The following is a 22,566-nucleotide window of genomic DNA, read 5'->3' as shown; positions in this document are numbered from 1 at the left end:
GTCCACGTGGGTCTGCCCCCTCGTTCTGTGTTCGCTTGATCCGGTTCAGTATTCTTTAACGGGACACACCTACTCAGGTGCAACTTCCCGGGGGATCAGGACGTCTTGCACCGGGGGTCCCTGCAGGGGGGATCGACCTGACTGAGTAGGTCCGCCGGGACGGGAGCATTCATGGGGAATCGGGGGCGCATGCGGTCAGTGGTGCGTAGAGCAGGGGTGCTGGCAGCGTTGCTGGCAATGGTGTTGGTGGTCGGGTGTCAGTCGAAGTCCACGGGCGACCCGATCGAGGCGAACGCCAATCCGGGCAACCGCTCGGCGGCGACTCCCAAGAAGACGACTCCACCGGCCAAGATCACACTTTCCGCGAAGAAGTCGGCGAAGGTGGCGCTCACCGACCCGGTGAAGGTCTCCGTCAGCGGCGGCAAGCTGGAGAAGGTCACCGTCACCAGCGAGGGCGTCGCCGACCTTCAGGGCACGCTGAACGCCGCCCGGACCGCCTGGACCGCCAAGGCCGACGCCCTCCTGCCCGCAAGGACGTACACGGTGACGGCGAGCGCGAAGAACGCCGACGGGCGGGCGACCGATCTCAGCCAGACCTTCACCACGGCGCCGCCGGCCAAGGTGCTGGGCACCGACATCACCCCGCTGAACGGCTACAACGTCGGCGTGGGGATGCCGATCATCGTGAAGTTCACCGAGCCGGTCAAGGATCGCGCCGCAGCGCAGAAGCGGCTGGTGTTGGAGACGTCCAAGCCGGTCGAGGGAGCCTGGCACTGGTTCAGCGACTCCGAGGTCCACTACCGTCCGAAGACCTACTGGCCGGCGCACACGAACGTGACGCTGAAGGTGAACACCAAGGACTTCGACGCCGGTAACGGGGCGTGGGGGATCAGGGACAAGGTCCGCACGTTCAGCATCACCAACTCGGTGGTCACCAAGGTCGACCTCGACCGCACGCACACCGCGAAGGTGTACGTGGACGGCAAGCTGGCCCGCACCATCGACGTGACCGGTGGAAAGAAGGGGTGGCGGACCCGCAACGGCACGAAGGTGATCCTGGAGAAGCGGGAGAACGTCCTCTTCAAGAACGAGGCCATCGGCGAGAAGGAGCACTACCGGTTGACCGGAAGGTGGGCGCTCCGGTTGACCTGGAGCGGCGAGTTCCTGCACACCGCCACCTGGTCGACCAGCTCCCAGGGCCGTGCCAACGTCAGCCACGGCTGCGTGGGTATGAACACGAAGGATTCCGACTGGCTGTGGCACGTCTCCCACGTCGGTGACCCGGTGGAGGTGTCCAGCAAGGACGGCTCGCCGATGCAGACCACCGGCAACGGGTACGGCGACTGGAACGTCTCCTGGACGGACTGGAAGGCCGGCAGCGCACTGTAGGGAACAAGGCCGAAGTAATCGGAGCGGGCCCCACGTCCACCAGGACGTGGGGACGCACCGGGGACACGAAACGGGCCCCACGTCCTCGTGGACGGGGGCCCGTTGCGTGTTCGTGGCTCTGGTGCTCAGGCGCCGGTGGTGACCCGTACCGCCGTCGTCGCCAAGGTGGTGTGGAGCATCGTGAACCGCCCGCCCAGCGCGTCGACGGCGGCGCCGACGGCCTGGAGGATCTCGGCCGTCCGGTCCGCCGGCAGCCGAGTGACGCCACCGGTGGTGGGCAGCAGGGCCAGCCACCGGTCGCGGGTGTAGGCCCGCTCCTGGTCGAACCGCCACTGCTCGGGGGTGTCGAAGAGCCCGGTGTCGCGGAGCTGGTCGGCGAACTTTCGCGTAGCCGGCCCAGACGCTCAGCGGCCGCCGCGCCGGTTGGGCTTCGAGGGGTAGTCCGGTGCCACTAGCCGGTACGCGGCGGCGAACGGCTCGGCGACCTCGACGAGTGCCCGAAGATCGCCAGCCGCCCTCCAGGGCCGCAGCACCTGTGCGGCCTTCACGGAGCCGGCCGCCTGGTCCACCCAGCGCCAGGCCTGGGCGGCGGTGACGGTGTCGAACGCCCGGCCGGCCGGCTGCCAGGTCTCGAACGTCGCGACCTCGACGCGCAGCCCGCGCGCTCGCGCGAACTCGGCCATCCGCGCATCGGGGTTCGACGCCCGAGCACGCTGCACCTCGCGGCCTGGAACCAACGGGTCGCGATGCTGGTACCGCGGCCGACGTCGAGTCCGTCCGGGCCAGGGCTCCTGCGACCACCCGTGCAATCAGGGCGTCCGGGCAGGCGGGTCGGACCTGGTCGTAGCGGCGCGCGTCCGTCCCGAGGAACTCGGCCATCCGGCGGGGCGCTGTGCCTTACCACGGCGGCCGTCCGCAGGTTCGTGCCGGGTGTCCCTGACCGGCGCCGTGCGAAACCCCCAGGGCTGGCGACAGCGCCGGAACAGCACTGTGCCGCGGCCACCAGGAGGTGAGCCGCGGCACAGTGCGCGTGGGCTTGGTGTCCGCCTCAGTGCTCGGAGCGGGAGCTCCCGCCGCCGGCGCCGACCTGCTTCGTACCGTCGCCGTGGCCGTTGGCCAGCTCGCGGGCGTGGCCGTTCCCGTTGGCCAGCTCGTGGCCGTGGCCGTTGCCGTGGGCGGCTTCCAACTCGGCCTTCGTCGGCACCTGTAGCTGGTCGCCGAAGTAGAAGCGGGACGCACGCGCGCGCAGCTTCCGCCGCCGGAAGTGGGGGTCGGCCACACCGTGGGCGTCCACGCCCGAACCGACCTCGAGCGGCTCCTGGCGGTCGTGGCTGGCGATCGTCCAAGCCTCCTCCGGATCGAGGGGAGCGTGGATCTCGCTGACCTCTCCGTTGGGAGCCCGCATGACGATGCCCGTCTCCCGGCCGTGGAGCAGCCGCTCCCGGTCCCGGCGCTGCAGGCCGATGCAGATCCGTTTGGTGATCAGGAACGCGATCACCGGGCCGATGAACACAGCGAAGCGGAGGAACCAGGTGATGTCGTTGATCGCCAGGTGGAAGATGGTGGCGATGATGTCGTTACCGCCGCCGATCCACAGCAGGCCGTAGAACGTCATCCCGGCCACACCGAACGCGGTCCGCACCGGCTGGTTGCGGGGCCGGTCCAGCAGGTGGTGCTCGCGCCGGTCACCGGTCACCCAGGACTCGATGAACGGGTAGAGCGCGAGGACGACGGCCAGCAGCCCGAGCAGACCGAAGCCTGGCACGAAGATGTTCCAGCTGATGGTGAAGCCCGCTATGTGGGTTTCCCAGTTCGGCATGATGCGCAGGCCGCCCTCGACCCAGCCCATGTACCAGTCGGGCTGGGTGCCGGCACCGACCTGGGACGGGTTGTACGGCCCGTACACCCAGACGGGGTTCAGCTGGAACAGCACACCCATCAGCGCGGTGACGCCGAAGACGATGAAGAAGAAGCCGCCGGCCTTGGCCATGTACACCGGAAGCAGCGGGTAGCCGACGACGTTCTGGTTGGTCCGCCCGGGGCCCGGGAACTGGGTGTGCTTGTGGTAGACGACCAGCGCCAGGTGCGCCGTGATCAGCGCCAGGATGACTCCGGGGAGCAACAGGATGTGCACCGGATACAGGCGTGGGATGACGATGTCGCCCGGGAACGCCCCGCCGAACACGAAGTACGACAGGTAGGTGCCGACCACCGGGAACGCCCGCAGCAGACCCTCGATGAAGCGCAGACCGGTGCCGGAGAGCAGGTCGTCGGGGAGTGAGTAGCCGGTGAAGCCCTCGACCAGGCCCAGCTGCAGCAGGATGGTCCCGATCAGCCAGTTGATCTCCCGCGGCTTGCGGAACGCCCCGGTGAAGAACGTCCGGAGCATGTGCAGGGTCATCGCGCCGATGAAGAGCATCGCCGACCAGTGGTGGATCTGCCGCATCAGCAGCCCGCCGCGGACGTCGAAGGAGATGTGCAGCGTCGAGGCGAACGCCTCGGACATGTGCACGCCGCGCAACGGCACGTAGGGACCGCTGTACACGACCTCCTGCATGCTCGGCTTGAACCACAGCGTCAGGAAGGTGCCCGACAGCAACAGGATGATGAAGCTGTAGAGCGCGATCTCACCGAGCAGGAACGACCAGTGGTCGGGGAAGACCTTGCGGATGTTCTTCCTGACGAGCTTGGCCAGGCCGATGCGATCGTCCAGGAACTCCAGGGGCTTGCCGAGGGGGTGTGGTGTCGCGCTGCTCATCCGCGCTCCCAGTAACTCGGTCCGACGGGCTCGGTGAAGTCGCTTTGGGCGACCAGGTATCCCTCGGAGTCGACCATGATCGGCAGCTGTGGCAGCGACCGCGCAGCCGGCCCGAAGACGACCCTTCCATTGTCGGCGAGATTGAACGTCGACTGGTGGCAGGGGCAGAGGACCTGGTGTGTCTGCTGTTCCCACAGGTTAACGGGGCAGCCGACGTGGGTGCACACCTTGGAGTAGCAGAGGATGCCGGAAACGCCCCAGTTGCGGCGGTTCGGCAGGGCCCGGATGTCGTTTTCCTTCATCCGGACGACGATCACCGAGGACTTCGCCCTGGCGTCCTGGCGTTCGGCGCCCTCGGGCACCTTCTCCAGCGTGGCCGGTACGGCGTTGACCAGCTGGCCGAGCTCGAGATCCTCCGCCTTGATCGGCTTGAAGGTCACGTCGTTGGCGATCCGGGTGCCGCGGCGCCAGATCGTGTGGGCGGACGCGTTGCCGGGCAGCGGCCCGAGGTCACGCAACAGCACGATCACGGGCAGCCCGAGCGCGGCCAGCGCGCCGATCAGGGAGTTGCGGATCAGCTTGCGGCGGCCGATGCCGCTCTCCTCGCCGCCCTGCCGGACGGTCGCGATGGCCTCGGCCCGCTCCTGGTCGGTCGACTTGGCCGGGTGGCGTTCCTCGACCATCTCGTTGTCGGACATCAGCTTGCGGGCCCACTGGACCGCACCGATCCCGATCAACAGCAGCGCGAGGCCGAGGGTCATCCCCATGACGAAGGTGGACGCACCGAAGCCGAGGAAGGTCGCGTCGGTGGGAATGGCGAAGTAGGCGACCACGAAGCCGAGCGTCAGCAGCGTGGCCAGGCCGAACATCGTGGCGACCTGGCGCTCCGCCCGCTTGGCGGCAGCCTCGTCGACGTCGGTGGGACGCGGCCCGTGCGTCGGCAGACCGGGGTTGGGCACCGGGTCCTCGTACCCGGTGCCGGTCGGGCCGGCCGGGACGGGAACCTCGCCACGAGAGGTCTCGTCGCTCATTTGCCCTGTGCTCCCTTTCCGTTGGTCCGTGCGGTCTTGGCCGCGATCCACACCGCGAGAACGATGCAGGCGCCGAGCCCCGCCAGCCAGGCGGCGACGCCCTCGCTCACCGGGCCCAGGCCGCCGAGGCCGAACCCGCCGCGGCTCGGCTGCTGCTTCAGTTCGTCGAGGTAGGCGATGATCTGCCGCTTGTTCTTCGGGGTGATCACCTGGTCGGAGAACACGGGCATGTTCTGCGGACCGGTCAGCATGGCCTCGTAGATGTGCCGGTCCGTGGTGTTGTCGATGTTGGGGGCGTACTTGCCCCACGTGAGCGCACCGCCCTTGCCGGCCACGTTGTGGCAGGAGGCGCAGTTGGTGCGGAAGAGCTCACCGCCCTGGGCGATCTCGGCGTCGCTGAGGTCGGACGTGTCGAGTTCCTGCTTGGAGGGCACCGACGGGCCGGGCCCGAGCGAGGCGACGTAGGCCGCGAGCGCGGCGATCTCCTGGTCGTTGAAGGCGACCGGCTTCTTCGGGATCTGGGCGCCCGGCTGCTGGGCCGGCATCCGCCCGGTGCCGACCTGGAAGTCGACCGCCGCGGCGCCGACGCCGATCAGCGGCGGACCCGCGTTGGTTCCCTGCGCGTTCAAGCCGTGGCAGGAGGAGCAGCTCACCGCGAACAGCTTGCGGCCCTGCTCGACCTGCGTCGACTGGGCAGCGTCGGCGGACGCCTTCGACGACGGGGAGGCGACGGCGTAGACGCCGCCGAAGACCGTCAACGCCAGGGCCACGACGACCAGCCCGGCGAACCGGTTGCGACGTCGCGCGCTCAGGATGGTGCTCAACCGGGGACGAGCCCGGAACCCGACCGTGTGGAACCGGGGGCGACCCCGGACGCCGAAAGGCACGTCTTCCAGCTCCGTCCTACTTGATGAGATAGATGGTCGCGAACAGTCCGATCCACACGACGTCGACGAAGTGCCAGTAGTACGACACCACGATGGCGCTCACCGCCTGCTCGTGTGTGAACCGCTTCGTCATGAACGTGCGACCGAGGACCAGCAGGAAGGCGATCAGGCCGCCGGTCACGTGCAGGCCGTGGAAGCCGGTGGTGAGGTAGAACACCGAGCCGTACGCTGTGGAGGAGATCGAGACGCCCTCGTGGATCAGCTCGGCGTACTCGTAGGTCTGGCCGCCGATGAAGAACGCACCCATGAGATAGGTGAGGACGAACCACTCCCGCAGGCCCCACTTCGCGGGGTTCAGGATGCCGCCGGCGCGTCCCACCTGACCGCGCTCGGCGGCGAAGACGCCCATCTGGCACGTCACCGACGACAGCACCAGCACCGTCGTGTTGACGAACGCGAAGGGGACGTTGAGCTTCGCCGTCTCCTGTGCCCACAGGTCCGGGGAAACCGCCCGAATCGTGAAATAAGCCGCGAAGAGCGCGGCGAAGAACATCAGCTCGCTCGCGAGCCACACGATCGTCCCCACACTGACCATCGAGGGGCGGTTCGGGTGGCCGTGGAAGCGCGCGGTGGGTTCTACGGTTGCTGTCGCCACGTGCGCCATTATGTCGGTCGATCCCCGCCGCCTTCGGGCGACCCCCGGGCGCCCGCGGGTCGGGCAGGCGACGGCGAGCCGGGTAACATCACCGCCGTACGCCCACAGGCGTCGTGACCGACGCCGCCCGCCAGTGACGAACTCTCGCCGAGGACACCCCGATGAGCGCTGAAGCCACCGCGTCCCAGTCCGGTTCGACAGCCGGCTCGCCCCCGGGTTCCCTCCGGATTCTCGTCTACTCCGACGACCGGACGACCCGCGACAAGGTGAAGTTCGGCATCGGGAAGCGGCCCGAACGCGATCTCCCTCCGGTGGAGTTCGTCGAGTGCGCGACGCAGTACGCCGTCCTGAAGGAACTCGACGCCGGCGGCATCGACGTGGTGATCCTCGACGGGGAGGCGGTCCCGGCCGGCGGCATGGGCATCGCCCGCCAGCTGAAGGACGAGATCTTCAACTGCCCGCCGATCCTGGTGCTCACCGGCCGGGTCCAGGACGCCTGGCTGGCCACCTGGTCGCGAGCCGAGGCGGCGGTGCCGTACCCCATCGACCCGGTGGCACTGTGCCGGGCGACGGTAGCCCTCGCGCGGCAGCGCCTGGCCGCCACCTCCGGGCGATGAGCCGGCCGTCATGGCGCAGCAGCCGGCCCTGACCTGGCCACGGCTCCTCGGCCTGCTTCTGCGCGGGGAGGACCTCACTTCCGAGCAGGCGTCCTGGGCGATGGGCGAGATCCTCGACGGGCAGATCACCCCGGTGCAGGTGGCGGGATTCGCCGTGGCCCTGCGCCTCAAGGGGGAGACCGTCGACGAGGTCGACGGCATGGTCCGCGCGATGTACGCCCACGCCCGCACGATCGAGGTGCCCGGGCGCGCGGTCGACGTGGTGGGCACCGGCGGCGACGGTGCGCACACGGTCAACATCTCCACGATGGCCGCCCTCGTCGCCGCCGGCGCGGGTGCCCGGGTGGCCAAACACGGCAGCCGCAGCGCGTCGTCCCTGTGCGGTGCGGCCGACCTGCTGGAGTCCCTCGGCGTCCCGCTGGACCTCCCGCCCGCCCGGGTGGCGGAGATCGCCGGCGAAGTGGGCATCACGTTCTGCTTCGCCCCGCACTTCCACGCCGCGATGCGCCACGCCGCGCAGACCCGGCGCGAGCTCGGCGTGCCCACGACGTTCAACATCCTCGGGCCGCTGTCCAACCCCGCCCGGCCGCAGGCCCAGGCGGTGGGTGTGGCCGACCGGCGGATGGCGCGGATCGTCGCCGGTGTGTTCGCAGCACGCGGCGTGGACGCCTTCGTCTTCCGTGGCGACGACGGGCTGGACGAGCTCACCACCACCACCACGTCGTCGGTGTGGGTCGTGCGGGACGGCGAGGTGGGCGAGGAGAAGCTGGACCCGGCCGACCTCGGGATCGCCCCGGCCCCTGCGGACGCGCTGCGCGGTGGCGACGTGACGTTCAACACGGACGTCTGCCGGCGGGTGCTCGCGGGCGAGCGCGGGCCGGTGCGGGACGCGGTACTGCTGAACGCCGCCGCCGCGCTCGCCGTGCATGAGCCGTCCTCCGCGCCGCTGCTGGACCGGATCCGCGCGGGCTACGCGCGCGCCGTGGACTCGGTGGACGGGGGACGGGCCGAAGCGACACTCAAGCGCTGGGTGGCCGCGGCCCGCGGCTAGGACACGTCCCGGGAGGCCCGTCCTACTCCGGAATTCCCAGGCTGAAGGCCGCCTCCAGATCGTGCTGGGAGTAGGCGCGGAACGCGATGTGGGTCTCGGTGGACAGCACGCCCGGCACCTTGTTGAGCCGGTCGGCCACGACGTCGGCCACCTGGTCGTGCTCGCGCACGCGGACCAGCGCGATCAGGTCGATGTCACCGGTGACGGAGTAGACCTCGCTCACGCCGTCGAGTTCGGCGATCTCCTGGGCCACCTCCGGGATGCGCGCGACATCTGCCTGGACGAACACGATGGCGGTGATCAAGGTGCCTCCTCGGGGCGCCTGGGTCTGCCGGCAGGCGGCGGTTGTCCTGCGCCGGCCGGCGAACAAGGGTCGGGCGGGGTCGGGCGCCTCATCGGGCCGGCCGGTGGGTCGGCCGCAGGCGCCTGCGGTCCTGGCAGGGTACGACGTCGTCGCGGGCGGCGTACGCGGTGTCCAGCCACTCGGTGTGGGCCTGTGCGCCGCCGACCGGGCAGCTCCACTCGCCGGCGAGCTCGACCAGGCGTACGCCCGGCTGCTCAAGCCAGGCGAGGATCCGCTCGGTCTCCTCGGCGGTCGCGGCCGGCGTCGGCGGAGGTGGTGGCTCGACCGTCTCAGCGGTGGCGACGATCTCGTCCACCCCGGCGCGCGCGGGCGCGCCGCGGGGAACGACGCCGGCAGCGGCCAGTCGGCCGTACCGCACGACGTGCGCCTCCCAGCCACCCTCCTCGGTGCGCTTCGCGGCGACCAGCTCCGGACAGCGAGCCAGCGCGCTCATCCGCTGGAAGCGCGCCGCGGCGCGTACGAATGCGGCCATCCGGTCGCGATGGACACTCGCCTCCTCGAACCTCGACTCCACCACCAGCCGGCCGATCCGGCGGGTGGCCGCCTCGATCACCGGGGTGGGGTCGGCGGCGACGGCATGCCGGATGGCGTCGACATGCGTGGCGTACGTCTGTACGTCGACCGCACCGACGCACGGCGCCACGCACCGGTCCATCTCCGCCAGCACGCAGGCCGAGCCCGAGCGCGGGCTGCGGGAGAGCCGCTGGGTGCACTGCCGGATGGGAAACGCCTCGTGGATCGCGGCGACGGCCCGCTCGGCCACCCGCCGCGAGCCGAACGGGCCGAGGTAGGTCGCCGCGTCGGCCTTCACCTCACGGACCAGTGACAGCCGCGGGAACGGCTCCACGGTGACCTTGAGCCAGGTCGCGCGCTCGGGAAACCGCGAACGCCGGTTGTACCTCGGCTTGTGCGCGGCGATCAGACGCAGCTCGCGTACCTCCGCCTCCAACGGGGTGGCGCACTCGATACCGGTCACCTTCGCGGCGAGGGTCACCATCTCGCCCATCCGCGAGCGGGTCTCCGAGGCGGTGAAGTAGGTGCGCACCCGGGTGCGGAGGTCCTTGGACTTGCCGACGTAGAGCACCCGGCCGCGGTCGTCGGTGAAGACGTAGACCCCCGGCGCGTGGGGCAACTGGTCGGCGAGGTGGCGCTTGCGGCGCTGGGCGGGGGAGACCCGCGAGCTGAAGGCGGCCAGCTCCTCCAGCGAGTGCACGCCCAGCGGGCCGAGGCGTTCGAACAGCCCGTGCAGCACGTCGACCGTCGCCCGGGCGTCGCCGAGCGCGCGGTGCTGGGGAACGGTGCCGGAGCGGAAGAAGCGGGCCAGGGTGGCGAGCTTGCAGTTGGGCGCGTCGTCGCGGGTGAGCACCCGCCGCGCCAGGCGCGCGGTGTCCAGGACCTCGAACGACGGCCAGGGCCGGCCGTGCTCCTGCGCGGCGGCCCGCAGGAACCCCACGTCGAACGGTGCGTTGTGGGCTACCAGCACACAGCCGTGCGCGAACTCCAGGAACGCCGGCAGCGCGGCGCCGAGCGTCGGGGCGGAGGCCACCATCGAGTCGGTGATGCCGGTGAGAACGGCGATGAACGGCGGGATGGCCGCACCCGGGTTGACGAGCGTCTGGAACTCCCCGAGCACCTCGCCCGCCCGGACCTTCACCGCGCCGATCTCGGTGATCCCCGCCTGCTGCGGCGAACCCCCGGTGGTCTCCAGGTCGACCACACAGAAGGTCACCTCCCGCAACGGGGTGCCGAGCTCGTCGAAGCTCGCCTGGACGGGCAGGGAAGGTTCCGCGACGGTCATGGGCCAGACGCTACGGGCGGCCACCGACAACCGGACGAAACGAAGCGCGCCCGGTCCGCTCATCGCCGAGGGGAACCGGGCGGTGCGGGCTGGGCCGCGGTGCGGGGCCACCGGGGGTGGGCGGGGGTTCCGTGCCGGCCTCGAGGTTCGCCGGCACGGAAGGTCAGGCGTGACCGAGCCGGATCTTTGACTGGCCGTGCGGCCGCTTCTCCCAGTCGGCCATGAACCGCCCGCGCAGGCCGTGCCGCTGGGCCAGCTTCAGCAGCGTCTCGGTGCGGTAGTAGAAGTCCTCGCGCAGCACCTGGTGCTCCCGCCCCTCGGTGCGGTCGAAGGTGAAGTCGAAGAACCCGCGCGGTGCCAGAACGCGGCCCACGTGGGCGAAACACTCCTCGATCACCGGAAGCGGGGAGTGGGAGAAGACGCTGTGTGCGTGCACGACGTTGAAGTAGGCGTCCGGCAGGAACTCGAACTTCAGGTCGCGCACCGGCGTGAGGTGCGGGAGCTTGGCCTGCAGGCCGTCCTCGACCAGCGTTCGCTGGGCGGCGATCAGGATGTCGGGGGAGATGTCGATCCCGTAGTAGTTGCCGGAGTCGAGATAGTCGATGAACAGCCGGCCGGCGCGCAGGTTTCCGCAGCCGATCTCCAGCATCCGGTCGCTCGGCTGCAGGCCGTGCTCGACGAGGTAGTCGAACTGCATCCGGCCCAGCGCCAGCCACCGCGCGTGCGACTTGCTGCCCACCGCGGCCTCGGCACTGCGGGACGCGTCGGACTTCATCACCGCCCGGTAGTAGTCCACGTGGTCGCGGTTGCGCAGGCGCAGCACCGTGTCCCGGGCGAGCCGCCGGGCGTAAGGGGGTACTTTCGCCGGGTTTCGCATGGCGTACCGCAGCTGGTAGAGCAGGTTCTCGCGGTCCTTCGTCGTCACGCTGGCGAAGTTAACCACGCTTCGGCCCGGCGCACCGCGCCACCTCGCCGTGGGCGCCTGCTCGTCGCCCGCTCCTGGCTTCCTCCCCACCTCGGTCCCGGTCGGTTCCGGTCTCACTCCCGCCAGGCCGCGGTCGCGGCCGCGCGCCGGGCCCACTGCCGAGCGCCCTCGCCGCCGGGTTCCCACCGGGTGCAGAACGCCTCCAGGGCGCGACACCGCGCGACCATCACCGCCCGCCGGGTCGGCCAGCCGGGGGCCGGGCCGCCGTACGCCCCGAAGAACTCGCCCAGCAGCGGTGTGCGGTCGGGATGGTGGGTTCGGACGATCCACTCGCACCAGGCCAGGTCCTCGACCGCGGAACCGAGATGGGCGAACTCCCAGTCGAAGACCGCGGTGACGGTGTGGTCGGCGGGGTCGAGGAGCAGGTTGTTCGGCCCGTAGTCGCCGTGTACCGGGACGGTGTGGCCGCCGGCCGTCCCGCCTGTCCCGCCGGGCGCCTGCGGAACGGTCACCGCTGTGTCCGGCAGGGGCGGGAGGTCGGACAGTCGTGCCGGGTCGAGCGTGTGGATCTCGCGCAGGGTGCGCCCGCAGGCGGCGAGCACGGCGGCGGCCCGGGCCGGTGACTCCTCCGGCGCGAGGAGATCCTGGCCGTGCGCCCCGCCGACGAAGCCGGTCGTCAGCCGGAGACCGCCTGCGGCGACCAACTGCGGCAGCGGAACCGCGCCGGCCAGCCGGTCGAGTACAAGGTGCTCGCGGCGCTGCCGGTCCCGGGCGTCCGGCCCGGCGTACTCCTTCACCACCACCGAACCGTCGCCGACGGTGCGGTTGGTGTAACCGTGCGGCAGCTGTCGCATGCCGGGCATTCTGCCCGACCTGCTCCGGCCGCCGGCCGAGCCGGGACTCGGGCCCGAGTAGGCGGGCGCGCCGATACGCTCGCAGCCGTGAGCAACGGAGCAGCGGCCTCGCCGGACCGGCCCGACGACCTGGGCCGACCGCTGCCCGAGCCGGTCCGCCAGCGGGTCGTCGGGATGGCCTCCGACACCCTCGGTGAGCTGACCGCCGACGAGGTGCCCTCCGCTCTCCGGCCGTTCGCTCGCTTCGCTCCGGGCCGCCGCGCCCGGCTGGCGGCCGTCCCCATCGCGGCCGCGGTCGACGCCGACGCCGAGTTCCGTGCCCGGGTGGCCGATCGCATCCGGACCCTGGTGCCCGACCTCGCCGCCGCGGTGGCCGAGGGGCGCCGGCCGTCCGCGGTCGATCCGATGGACGTGGCAGCCACGGCGTACGTCCTGCGGCCGGTGGGCTGGGAGGACGTGGTCGGTGAGGTGCTCGACCAGCTCGAGCGCGAGACCGCCTCGCTGGCCGGGGAGCGGGAATCGGAGTCGCTGACCCGGTTGCGGGAGCAGGTGGCGGAGGCGCGTGCCGGAGTACGCCAGGAACGCGACCGGCGCCGGCACGAGCTCGCCGCGCTGAAGGAGGAGAACGCCACCCTGCGGCGCACGCTGCGCCAGGCGCGCGAGCGCGCGCGGGCTGCCGAGGAAGAGGCGGCCCGGCAGGCTGAGCTGGCCGCCCGCGCCCGGGAGGAGGCGGCGGCCGACACCGCCCGGGCGGACGCCGAGCTGCGCCGCCTGCGGACCCGCATCGCGGACGCGGAGGCCGCGATCGAGCTCAGCCGCCGGTCCGCACGGGAGGGCCGGGACCTGGCCAGCGTCCGGCTGCGGTTGCTGCTGGACACGCTGGTCGACGCCGCACAGGGTTTGCGCCGCGAGCTCGCACTGCCGCCCACGCAGTCGCGTCCGGCCGACTCGGTGCCGGCCAGGGAGGCGGCGGTCGGCGGCCTCCCGTCCGGTCCGGAGGGCGTCGTACCGCTCGAGACCTTGCTCACCGTGCCCCAGGTCCATCTGGTCGTGGACGGTTACAACGTGACCAAGACGGCCTGGCCGACTCTTCCGCTGGAGACCCAGCGGACCCGGTTGGTGACCGCGCTCGGCGGCGTGGCGGCCCGCACCGGCGCCGAGGTGACCTGCGTCTTCGACGGGGCGAAGCTCGCCGTGCCGCCGCCGCTGAACACGCCGAGAGGCGTGCGGGTCCGGTTCAGCCCGGCCGGGATCAGCGCCGACGACGTGATCCGCCAGCTGGTGGCGGCCGAGCCCGAGGGGCGTCCTGTCGTGGTCGTGTCGAGCGATCGGGAGATCGTGGACGGGGTACGCCGCTCCGGCGCGCGTCCGGTCGCCTCCGACGCGTTGGTGCGCCTGCTCGCGCGCTGACCGTGGTACCGCCCAGGGGACCTGGTTCGGGTCTGGTTCGGGTCTGGTCCGGACGCAGGTCCGGACGCCGGTCCGGACGCAGGTCCGGACGCCGGTCCGGACGCCGGTCACGTGCTGGTCCGAGGGCACTGTCGGTGGTCGTGTCTAACGTTTCCGGCAACGGCGAGTCCGGACGCGAGACAGGCGCCACCAGGTGCCGGGCGCACGGACGCCGGGGAGACGGACGGAGGGCAGCATGCGGATCCAGTGCGATCGCTGCGCAGTGCGGAAGCGACACTGCGAGGACTGCGTGGTCGCGGTCGTTCTCGGTGCGCCACCCGCGTCGATCGAGCCCGTGGGCGTCGAGCCCGTCGGGCCGGCGCCGGCGCAGGTGGAGCCGGTCGCGGTCGACGCTGCGTGGCTGGAGGCGTCGGGAGTCGCCCCGCCGGAGTTCGGCGAGGTGGGGTTCGAGCTCGACGAGGCGGACCGGAAGGCCCTCCGGGTGCTGGCCGAATCCGGCCTCTGGTCACCGGAGCACCCGCCGTGGCTGGCGGAGCCGGAGGCACCACACCGGGACGGGATGAAGGCCGCGCGGTGACGGTCCGGACGTGGCCGGGAGCGAAGAGTGTGGAAATCGCCAGGATCGGCGGCTGTCGCGTGTCGGCGTGACCGGTAACGCGGTGCCCTGATTTCCGTGGACTCCTCCGCAACGGGCCTGTCGGATTTGAAAGCCTCGGGCGCGATCACTACAGTGCCGCCCGAAGTGTCCGTTCTGCGTAAGTCGGCCACCCGGCCGACGCGGGCACCCGCTTAGTCTCCGCCGGCCAAACCGGAGGAGAGCCGGGGACCCAGGTTTCCCGGGGTGAATCGGCGGCCCTGGCGGTCACGTTGGACCGGCTGGACCACCGTAGGGCGGCTTCCCGGCCCGAACCCGTCAGCTGACCCGGTAGGCGTCTAGGAGAAGGGGCTCACCGCCCGATGTCCAACCGCCGCACCTGCCCATCCGGGCGCGCGCTGCTCGCCGTCGGCACCGCCACTGTCGCGCTCATCGCCGCGGTCCCCGGGGCCAGTTACGCCGAGCCCCGCCGCGACATCGGCCAGGTTCGCAAGCAGGTCGACGACCTCTACGCGCAGGCGGAGAAGGCCGCCGAGCAGGCCAACGAGCTGAACGACCAGACGAAGGTAATCGACCGCCGCGTCGGCAAGCTCGACGTGGACGTGGCCCGGCAGCAGAAGCGCCTGGACTCGCTGCGTGGCCAGATCGGCCAGTTCGCCGCCACCGAATACCGTGCGGGTGCCGTCGACAGCACGGTGCAGCTCCTGGTCGCCCAGGATCCGAAGGAATACATCGCCCAGATGAGCACCGCGCAGGCGTTCGCGGGCCAGCAGGACGATCTCCTCAAGCAGCTGCAGTCGGAGCAGAAGCGCCTGTCGGAGCAGAAGGCGGCCCGTCAGGCGGAGCTGACCCGCCTTCGCGAGGCCCGCGACGCCGCGAAGGCCCGCAAAAAGCAGGCCGACGCCAACGTCGCCAAGGCCAAGGCCGTCCTCGACCGGCTCACCGCCGCCGAGCGGCGCCGGGTGCAGGCTGCCGACCAGGCCCGCGAGCAGGCCGCACAGCGGTCCTCCCGCAGCCAGGAGCGCGTTCCGCTTCCGTCCGGCAGCGGCCGGGGCGCCACCGCCCTCGCATTCGCCCGTGCCCAGTTGGGAGAGCCCTACGTCTTCGGCGCCGCGGGCCCGAGCAGTTGGGACTGTTCCGGTCTGACGATGATGGCCTGGCGGCAGGCGGGGGTGTCCCTTCCGCACTCCTCCAGGTCGCAGTACGCCATGTCGGCCAAGGTGTCCCGTTCGCAGCTGCAGCCCGGTGACCTGGTGCTCTTCTACTCCGACCGGCACCACGTGGGCCTGTACGCCGGAAACGGCATGGTCATCCACGCTCCCCGCCCCGGCAAGGGCGTCGAATACCTCCCGATGCGCTACATGCCGTACGCCGGCGCCGTGCGGCCCGGATAAGCTCCCACACTGTTTCCTGCCGGCCCAAAGCTGTTCACTCGCCGCCTCTCCTCGTTCAGCAGGATAGGCGGCGACCATTTTCCGTACGATGCGGGTGTGATCGGCGACTCTCCGCAGCGGGTACGCCGTCGGGCCGCTCGGCGCCGACGGTTCGTCGGGCAGGCCCTCGCCGTTCTCGTCGCCGGCGTTCTGCTGGTGTCCGGAGCGTTCGCGTCCGCTGTGGCAGTGGCCACCGGATCGGCCGTTCCGTCCGCGGCCGGCGCACTGATGAACTCCGTCGGCGCCCCGTACCCGGCCGGCGGCTCCATCCCGGAGGTCCGGCCCACGGTCGCCGCCCGGGGTGGGCACCTCACTGCCCAGCGTGTCGCGGTGGCCGGGGAACTGCTCGCCCGCCAAAGCGCCGCGATCCGGGCGAACGACCGGCGCGCGTACCTCGCCACGGTCGATCCACGGGCCGGTTCCTACGCCGCCACAGCCGCCGACCTCTTCGACAACCTGCAGCGGATGCGGGTGCGCCAGGTGCGGTTCGGCACACCGGTCGTCGACTCGCGGGGGCTCACTCCTGCCCGGCGGGCCGCGCTTGGTCCCTCCGCCTGGGTCGCCTCGGTCGAACTGTCCTTCCGCCTCGCGAGCGGCGACACCCAGCCATGGAGGACCACGCTGCGGATGGCGTTCGTCGACCGGGACGGGGTCGGCTACGTCGCCGGCGACCGGGAAGGACAGGGAACCGATTCGTCCCTGCCACTGTGGATGACCGAACGGATCGAGGTCGTCCACGGTGAGCACAGCATGGTGGCGGGCTCAGGCCACCTGGACCAGCTTCGCCGCTTCGCCCGAACCGCCGATCTTGCCGTACGGCGGGTGTCGGAGGTGTGGGGGAGCAGTTGGGACCAGTACATCGTCGTCCTGGTGCCGCCCAGCCAGGCGCAGATGGAACGACTGATCGGGGTCGGCTCACACACCCAGACCGCGGTGGCGGCCGTGACGACCTCCGTCGGGCGGCCCGATCCGGCCCTCGCCTCGCACATTGTGGTCAACCCGCACACGTTCGACCGGATCGGCAGCCTCGGCCGGCTCGTGGTTCTGACCCATGAGGCGACTCACGTCGCGGCACACGCCACCGTGAGCGGCATGCCGGTGTGGCTCTCGGAAGGCTTCGCCGACTACGTGGGCTTCCACCGCTCCGGGCTGCCGGCTGAGGTGATCGCTCACGAGTTCCTGAGCGACGTGCGCCGCCGGGGGCCTCCGGACGCGCTGCCTGGGGGCACGGAGTTCGACCCACGGGCCAGGGCACTCGACGAGGCGTACGAGTCGGCGTGGACGGCGTGCCGCTACATCGCGCAACGCTGGGACCGGGCAAAGCTGCTGCGGTTCTACGTCGCGATGGACGGCGCCAGGACCAAGGTCGACCAGGAACGCGTCTATCGGCGCGTCCTCGGCACCTCCTCCGAGCGATTCGTGCAGGGCTGGCGCGCCTACGTGCGCGAACGCAGCGACGACTGACCGACCGACCGACGAACGACGGACTGGCGTACAGACGGACTGGTTTGGCGACCGAGCGGTTTCCGACTGGCCGATTGACCGGCGGACCGACGGCAACGGGGTGAGGATTGTGGCGAGACCGCGGGCCGTAGGGCCGTAGCCGGCCGGGCTCGAAGCGTGCGTTGGGGGGAACGTGCGTCGACGGGGGAGCGTGCGGCTACGGGATTCCGTGCCCAGGCCGGATTCCGTACACCCACGAGAGATCGGGCGCGGCCGACGTGCCGCGCGTCACCAGGCGGACGGTTTTCACCCGGAACGCCCACCGGGGCGCCGACCGAAACGTCGACCGGAGTGTCGGCCCGAAGACCGGCCAGGATGTCAACCCGGGATTGACAGACGGTCGGCGACGGCCGTGCTGGTGGCACTGCTGGCCGGACTCGTCCTGCTGGTCCTGATCACCACTCCGTGGAGCCCGTGGGCTCGTACGAGTGCCCTGCTGCCGACGTCGACCGCGCCGCTGACCGAGGACTTCGACAAGGCCGAGATCGCCAGCAGCGTGGCGTTCCAGCAGCTGGTGCGCGCACCCGCGTACCTCACCGGAGCGGCCGGGCTGGTGGTCTCGGCATGGCTCGGCCTGACCCGGACCGGCGCCCGGCTCGCCGGCGCCCTGCTGCCCCGCGTACGACGGTGGTGGCTCCGGGCGCTCCTGGGGACGTTCGCGGTGACACTGGCGATACGGGTCCTGGTGCTGCCGTTCGACCTGTGGTTGGAGATCGTTCGCCGGGACAGCGGGGTGTCCACGCAGAGCTTCGCCGGCTGGGCGGGGGACACCGCGATCGCCTCCGGGCTGACGTTCGCGGTCACCGCCGCGCTGCTGGTCGGCATGCTGGCCCTGGTCCGGAGGTTTCCCCGCTGGTGGTGGGCGCTGGGCTCGGCGATCGGTGCGGGGATGGTGGTGATGGGATCGTTCGTCTATCCCGTCCTGGTCGAACCCCTCTACAACCACTTCACCCCCATGCCGCCCGGGCAGCTTCGCTCGTCGCTGCTGGACCTGGCCGCCCGTGACCACGTACCCGTGGACGACGTCCTGGTCGCCGACGAGTCCCGGCGCACCACCCGGCTCAACGCCTACGTCTCGGGGTTCGGCTCCACCCGCCGGATCGTGGTGTACGACACGCTGCTGGCGGACGCCACGCCGGACCAGGTGCGGCTGATCGTCGCGCACGAACTCGGGCACGCCAAGCACAACGACGTACTGCGCGGAACCGTGGTGGGCGCGGTCGGGGTGGCGTGCGGGATGGTCGCACTCGCGCTGTTGCTGGACTCGGCCCGGCTGCGCCGACGGGCCGGGGTCGGGTCGGCCGCAGACCCGAGGGTGGTGGCGCTCGTCATCGCCCTCACCGCGATCGGCATACAGGCCAGTCTGCCGCTGCAGAACGCGATCTCCCGGCGGATAGAGGCCAGCGCGGACGTGCACGCGCTCGACCTGACCCGGGACCCGCGAGGGTACGCGGAGGTGCAGCGCTGGCTCGCGGTGTCCAACCGCAGTGACCTGACTCCCGCGCCGGTGCTGTACGTGTTCTACGCCACCCACCCCACCGCGCCGGAGCGGATCGCGCTGATCCGGTCCTGGTCCCGGCGCCACGGCCTGCCGGCCGTGCCCGCGATGGCCACCACCGAGTGACCATCGATGACGACCGACGGCCAACCGAGAGACCAGCGGGTGAGCGCCGAGTGAGTACCGGCCGCCGCCCGGGTGCCGGATAGGGTCGGTCCCCGTGGCCCGCACTCTGGTGGTGACGAACGACTTCCCGACCCGGCAGGGAGGTATCGAGGCGTTCGTGCTCGCCCTGTGCCAGCGGATGCCGCCGTCGGAGGTGGTGGTCTACACCGCGTCGATGGCCGGTGGCAGGGAGTACGACGCGACTCTGCCGTTCCCGGTGATCCGCGACCGCACCTCGACGCTGCTGCCGACACCGGGACTTGCCCGGCGTACGACCCGGGTGCTGCGTTCGGAAGGCTGCGACCGGGTGCTGTTCGGCGCCGCCGCGCCGCTCGGCCTGCTCGCGCCGACGCTGCGCCGGGCCGGGGCGAAGCGGATCGTGGGGCTGACCCACGGCCACGAGACGTGGTGGGCGAGGGTGCCGGGGCCGCGCGGGCTGTTCCGCCGGATCGGGCGTTCCACCGACTCCCTCACCTACCTGGGGGAGTACACCCGCTCGGTGCTGGCGCGCGGGCTCGCCCCCGAGGACGCGGCCCGGATGACCCGACTCACTCCGGGGGTGGACACGGAGACGTTCCGGCCGGGCACCGGCGGGGAGGTGGTCCGCAAGCGGCTGGGCCTTCCCGCCGACCGGCCGGTCGTGGTGTGTGTGGCGCGACTCACCGAGCGCAAGGGCCAGGACACGTTGATCACGGCCTGGCCACACGTGCTGCGCGAGGTGCCGGGGGCGACGCTGCTGGTCGTCGGCGACGGTCCCTACCGCGGCGACCTGGAGCGGCTGGCCGAGGAGGCCGGCGTACGCGAGAACGTCGTCTTCGCGGGTGCGGTGCCGTGGATCGACATCCCGCCGTACTTCGACGCCGGCGACGTGTTCGCGATGCCCTGCCGCACCCGCCTGGCCGGCCTGGAGCCGGAGGGGCTCGGGATCGTGTTCCTGGAGGCGCAGGCGAGCGGCCTGCCGGTGGTCGTCGGCGACTCCGGCGGTGCTCCGGACGCCGTACGCCACGGGGAGACCGGTTACGTCGTGGATCCGTACAACCCGGTGGCGGTGGCGGCGAAGGTCGTCACGCTGCTCGGCGACCCGGTCGCCGCGCGCGCGATGGGTGAGCGGGGTCGTGCGTGGGTGCGGGAGTGCTGGACGTGGGACGCGTCGGTGGCGCGGCTGCGCGGTCTGCTGGGTTACCCCGGCGCAGGTGCCTGATGTCCCTGGTCGACCTTGCCGACGACACGTTCGTCGTGGCCGAGCCGGCACGCCTGGCGCGGCGGCTGACAGCTGCGGAGTTCTGGCGTGCCTGCTGGCCGTCGGTGCGGCTCGACCCGTACCACGACCGGGGCGCTGAGGGGATGCGGTGGTACGTCCGGGGCGAGTTCACCGGCACCGCCGAACTGTGGCTGGAGCCCTGTCGGGACGGCACCGTCGTGCACGTGTTCCTGCGGGTCGATCCGGCACGCGGGCAGTTGCCCGGGCGGCGGCTGGCGCGGGTGCGGCGGGAGTTCGCCGTTGCGGTGAAGTCGGCGATGTTCGCGCTCAAGGACGAGATCGAGGCGGGGCGGACGGTGGGGGTCGGGCCGCGACCGCTTCTGGGGCCGGCCGAGCCCCCGACCTGCTCCGTGCCGGCGGGCGACCTCGAGCCGGCGGGCGACCCCGTGCCGGCGGGCGACCCCCAGCCTCCGGTCGGCGACCCCGTGCCGGCGGGCGACCCCCAGCCTCCGGTCGAGAAGGTGCCGTCAGGCGAGCTCGCGGGCGACGACCCGAAGGTCGTCGACCAGCCCGGCGTACATGTCGTCACGGTCGCGGGCGCGCAGGACCGCCGACGGGTGGATGGTCGCGACGACGGCGGGCCCGGCGCCCGCTGAGGAACCGGCCGCGGAGCGCTCGCGGTCTTCGGCCTCCGCCAGGGCCCCAGGCGCCGGCAGCACCTGGCCACGTTGCCTGCTCACTCTGAACTCCGGCCCCAGCACCGCCTTCGCGGCCGTCGCGCCGAGGCAGACCAGCACCAGCGGGCGTACGGCAGCGAGTTCGGCGACCAGCCATGGCCGGCAGGCGACGATCTCGGTTTGCCCGGGAGTCTTGTGCAACCTCCGCTTGCCCCGCTCGGCGGGGGTGAACTTGAAGTGCTTCACCGCGTTCGTGACGTACGTGTGCCGCCGGTCGATGTCGGCGTCGGCGAGCGCGCGTTCGAGCACGCCACCCGCGGGGCCGACGAACGGCTCACCCCGCCGGTCCTCGACGTCACCTGGCTGCTCGCCGACCAGCATCACCCTGGCGTGCGGGTCGCCGGCGCCGAACACGGTCTGGGTGGCGTCGCGATAGAGGTCGCAGCCCTGGCAGGTCTTCGCGGCGGCGCGCAGCTCGGCCACGTCGGTGGAGTCGGGTACGTGGTCGGCGGCGGTGCGGACTGTGCGGCGAGCCATCCGGGTGGACTACCCGTCCCGGCGCCGGTCAAGCGTGCCGATCTGTCGCGACCCGAACCCAGCCCCGCCCGGCCGATGCGGGACAGCGTGCCCGAGCGGACCTGGGTGTCTGTCGGTGGGCACGGCTAGCCTGACTCGGGTTGCTGGCCGGCGAACGTGGAGGACAGATGACCGCATCCCAGGCAGGTACGACCGCTCGGATGGTCGCGGCGGCGACCACGTTCCTGTCCGCGCTCACACCGGACCAGCGGAGGGCGGCCACCGCTCCGTTCGACACCGACGACCACCGGAGCTGGACCTATCTGCCCGGTCCGCGGCCCGGGCTCTCCCTGGCCGACATGTCCGAGGACCAGCGAGGCCTCGCGGCCGCACTGCTGGCGACCGGCCTGAGCGACGATGGCAACGGCCGGGCGCAGGCGATCATGACGCTGGACGGCATCCTGCGCGACATCGAACGCGAGGCCGGTTCGGACATGTGGAGGCAGCGCGACCCCAACTTCTTCTGGGTCCGCGTTCTCGGCGACCCCGCCGGATCCCGCCCCTGGGCGTGGCGGGTCAACGGGCACCACCTGGCGGTCCACTTCGCCGTGGTCGGTGACCAGGTGGCGGCGACTCCGCAGTTCTTCGGCGCCAACCCGGCCACCGTGCTGTCCGGACCACACACCGGTCTTCGCACCCTTCCCGAGTCCGAGGACCTTGCCCGCACGCTGCTGACCTCGCTCGATCCCGAGCGCCAGGCGCAGGCCGTGGTCGACGCGGAGGCGCCCGACGACATCCTCACCCGCCGTGACCCGGTGGCCGACGCGGGTCGGCTTCCCCGTGGGCTGGCGTACGCCGACATGACCGACCGCCAGCGCGGGCATCTCGAGACGTTGGTCCGGCACTATCTCGGCCGGTCGACCCCGGAGGTGGCCGAGGCATCCTGGCACGACGTGGAGAAGGCGGGTCTGGAGAGGGTCACCTTCAGCTGGGCGGGTTCGCTGCGCCCGGGCGTAGGCGAGCGGCACTACTACGCCGTGGCCGGCCCGACGTTCGTGCTGGAGTACGACAACACCCAGAACGACGCCAACCACATCCACACGGTGTGGCGCGACCTGCGCAACGACTGGGGTGAGGACCTGCTGGCTGCGCACTACGCCCAGCAACACCGCTGACTCGACGCGCCGCCCGACCACCAGCCCGGCCGGGACTCCCGGGTTTCGACGCTGGTCAGCGAGG

At 71.6% G+C, this 22,566-nt stretch carries 20 protein-coding genes and 1 riboswitch; of the genes, 10 read left to right on the top strand and 10 right to left on the bottom strand.

Features of this window, described 5'->3' with window-relative positions:
- Nucleotides 1–189: 189 nt before the first annotated feature.
- A complete protein-coding gene (locus tag BLU27_RS24090) occupies nucleotides 190–1,389 on the top strand; it encodes a L,D-transpeptidase (protein WP_092655908.1) in 1,200 nt (399 codons plus the stop codon).
- Between the two features lie 404 nt (nucleotides 1,390–1,793).
- Here the strand turns inward: BLU27_RS24090 and BLU27_RS30015 are convergent, their stop codons facing one another.
- The 5 genes from BLU27_RS30015 to ctaE form a co-directional block, all read right to left on the bottom strand.
- Entirely contained in the window at nucleotides 1,794–2,072 is a 279-nt protein-coding gene (locus BLU27_RS30015; protein ID WP_197681558.1) for a hypothetical protein, read from the bottom strand.
- A 365-nt stretch (nucleotides 2,073–2,437) separates the two neighbouring features.
- Nucleotides 2,438–4,147 (bottom strand): cytochrome bc1 complex cytochrome b subunit, encoded by a 1,710-nt coding sequence (gene qcrB, locus BLU27_RS24080; protein ID WP_092655907.1) that lies wholly within the window; start codon nucleotides 4,145–4,147, stop codon nucleotides 2,438–2,440.
- On the bottom strand, nucleotides 4,144–5,178 hold the full coding sequence (qcrA, locus tag BLU27_RS24075; protein ID WP_092655906.1) for a cytochrome bc1 complex Rieske iron-sulfur subunit: 1,035 nt from the start codon (nucleotides 5,176–5,178) through the stop codon (nucleotides 4,144–4,146). The genes qcrB and qcrA overlap by 4 nt, the downstream gene beginning before the upstream one ends.
- Entirely contained in the window at nucleotides 5,175–6,002 is an 828-nt protein-coding gene (qcrC, locus tag BLU27_RS24070; protein ID WP_197681557.1) for a cytochrome bc1 complex diheme cytochrome c subunit, read from the bottom strand. The genes qcrA and qcrC overlap by 4 nt, the downstream gene beginning before the upstream one ends.
- Before the next feature lie 79 nt (nucleotides 6,003–6,081).
- Nucleotides 6,082–6,729 (bottom strand): aa3-type cytochrome oxidase subunit III, encoded by a 648-nt coding sequence (gene ctaE, locus BLU27_RS24065; protein ID WP_197681556.1) that lies wholly within the window; start codon nucleotides 6,727–6,729, stop codon nucleotides 6,082–6,084.
- Nucleotides 6,730–6,881: 152 nt separating this feature from the next.
- Between ctaE and BLU27_RS24060 the strand changes: the two genes are divergently transcribed.
- Nucleotides 6,882–7,337, top strand: a complete 456-nt coding sequence (locus BLU27_RS24060) for a response regulator transcription factor (RefSeq protein ID WP_092655904.1) — start codon at nucleotides 6,882–6,884, stop codon at nucleotides 7,335–7,337.
- Nucleotides 7,338–7,347: 10 nt separating this feature from the next.
- Nucleotides 7,348–8,388, top strand: a complete 1,041-nt coding sequence (gene trpD / locus BLU27_RS24055) for an anthranilate phosphoribosyltransferase (RefSeq protein ID WP_092655903.1) — start codon at nucleotides 7,348–7,350, stop codon at nucleotides 8,386–8,388.
- Nucleotides 8,389–8,410: 22 nt separating this feature from the next.
- Here the strand turns inward: trpD and BLU27_RS24050 are convergent, their stop codons facing one another.
- From BLU27_RS24050 to BLU27_RS24035, 4 genes are all read right to left on the bottom strand, one after another.
- Nucleotides 8,411–8,692: an Lrp/AsnC family transcriptional regulator gene (locus tag BLU27_RS24050; RefSeq protein WP_092655902.1), complete on the bottom strand. Its 282-nt coding sequence runs from the start codon at nucleotides 8,690–8,692 to the stop codon at nucleotides 8,411–8,413.
- An 88-nt stretch (nucleotides 8,693–8,780) separates the two neighbouring features.
- Entirely contained in the window at nucleotides 8,781–10,550 is a 1,770-nt protein-coding gene (locus tag BLU27_RS24045) for a DEDD exonuclease domain-containing protein (RefSeq protein ID WP_092655901.1), read from the bottom strand.
- Between the two features lie 163 nt (nucleotides 10,551–10,713).
- On the bottom strand, nucleotides 10,714–11,475 hold the full coding sequence (locus tag BLU27_RS24040) for a class I SAM-dependent methyltransferase (RefSeq protein WP_197681555.1): 762 nt from the start codon (nucleotides 11,473–11,475) through the stop codon (nucleotides 10,714–10,716).
- A gap of 113 nt (nucleotides 11,476–11,588) precedes the next feature.
- Nucleotides 11,589–12,329, bottom strand: coding sequence for a phosphotransferase (locus BLU27_RS24035; protein ID WP_092658184.1), 741 nt, complete (start codon nucleotides 12,327–12,329; stop codon nucleotides 11,589–11,591).
- An 87-nt stretch (nucleotides 12,330–12,416) separates the two neighbouring features.
- Here BLU27_RS24035 and BLU27_RS24030 point away from each other — a divergent pair, with 87 nt between their 5' ends.
- From BLU27_RS24030 to BLU27_RS24005, 6 genes are all read left to right on the top strand, one after another.
- Complete coding sequence (locus BLU27_RS24030) at nucleotides 12,417–13,739, top strand: NYN domain-containing protein (protein ID WP_197681554.1); 1,323 nt, start codon at nucleotides 12,417–12,419, stop codon at nucleotides 13,737–13,739.
- A gap of 262 nt (nucleotides 13,740–14,001) precedes the next feature.
- A complete protein-coding gene (locus BLU27_RS30010) occupies nucleotides 14,002–14,316 on the top strand; it encodes a hypothetical protein (protein WP_197681553.1) in 315 nt (104 codons plus the stop codon).
- Between the two features lie 210 nt (nucleotides 14,317–14,526).
- Nucleotides 14,527–14,686: riboswitch (cyclic di-AMP (ydaO/yuaA leader) on the top strand.
- Between the two features lie 10 nt (nucleotides 14,687–14,696).
- Nucleotides 14,697–15,728, top strand: coding sequence for a C40 family peptidase (locus BLU27_RS24020; protein WP_092655899.1), 1,032 nt, complete (start codon nucleotides 14,697–14,699; stop codon nucleotides 15,726–15,728).
- A 96-nt stretch (nucleotides 15,729–15,824) separates the two neighbouring features.
- On the top strand, nucleotides 15,825–17,231 hold the full coding sequence (locus tag BLU27_RS24015; protein ID WP_092655898.1) for a hypothetical protein: 1,407 nt from the start codon (nucleotides 15,825–15,827) through the stop codon (nucleotides 17,229–17,231).
- Between the two features lie 391 nt (nucleotides 17,232–17,622).
- Nucleotides 17,623–18,894: a M48 family metallopeptidase gene (locus BLU27_RS24010; RefSeq protein WP_197681552.1), complete on the top strand. Its 1,272-nt coding sequence runs from the start codon at nucleotides 17,623–17,625 to the stop codon at nucleotides 18,892–18,894.
- A 94-nt stretch (nucleotides 18,895–18,988) separates the two neighbouring features.
- On the top strand, nucleotides 18,989–20,134 hold the full coding sequence (locus tag BLU27_RS24005; protein ID WP_092655897.1) for a glycosyltransferase family 4 protein: 1,146 nt from the start codon (nucleotides 18,989–18,991) through the stop codon (nucleotides 20,132–20,134).
- A gap of 527 nt (nucleotides 20,135–20,661) precedes the next feature.
- Here the strand turns inward: BLU27_RS24005 and BLU27_RS24000 are convergent.
- A complete protein-coding gene (locus BLU27_RS24000) occupies nucleotides 20,662–21,348 on the bottom strand; it encodes a UdgX family uracil-DNA binding protein (protein ID WP_092655896.1) in 687 nt (228 codons plus the stop codon).
- A 167-nt stretch (nucleotides 21,349–21,515) separates the two neighbouring features.
- Here BLU27_RS24000 and BLU27_RS23995 point away from each other — a divergent pair, with 167 nt between their 5' ends.
- The gene (locus tag BLU27_RS23995; protein ID WP_092655895.1) at nucleotides 21,516–22,502 is read left to right on the top strand and encodes a DUF3500 domain-containing protein; all 987 of its coding nucleotides are present in this window, start codon (nucleotides 21,516–21,518) and stop codon (nucleotides 22,500–22,502) included.
- Nucleotides 22,503–22,566 lie beyond the last annotated feature (64 nt).

This window comes from Actinopolymorpha singaporensis (genome assembly GCF_900104745.1).
Lineage (GTDB): Bacteria > Actinomycetota > Actinomycetes > Propionibacteriales > Actinopolymorphaceae > Actinopolymorpha > Actinopolymorpha singaporensis.
This window is presented reverse-complemented; position numbering and strand designations above follow the sequence as displayed.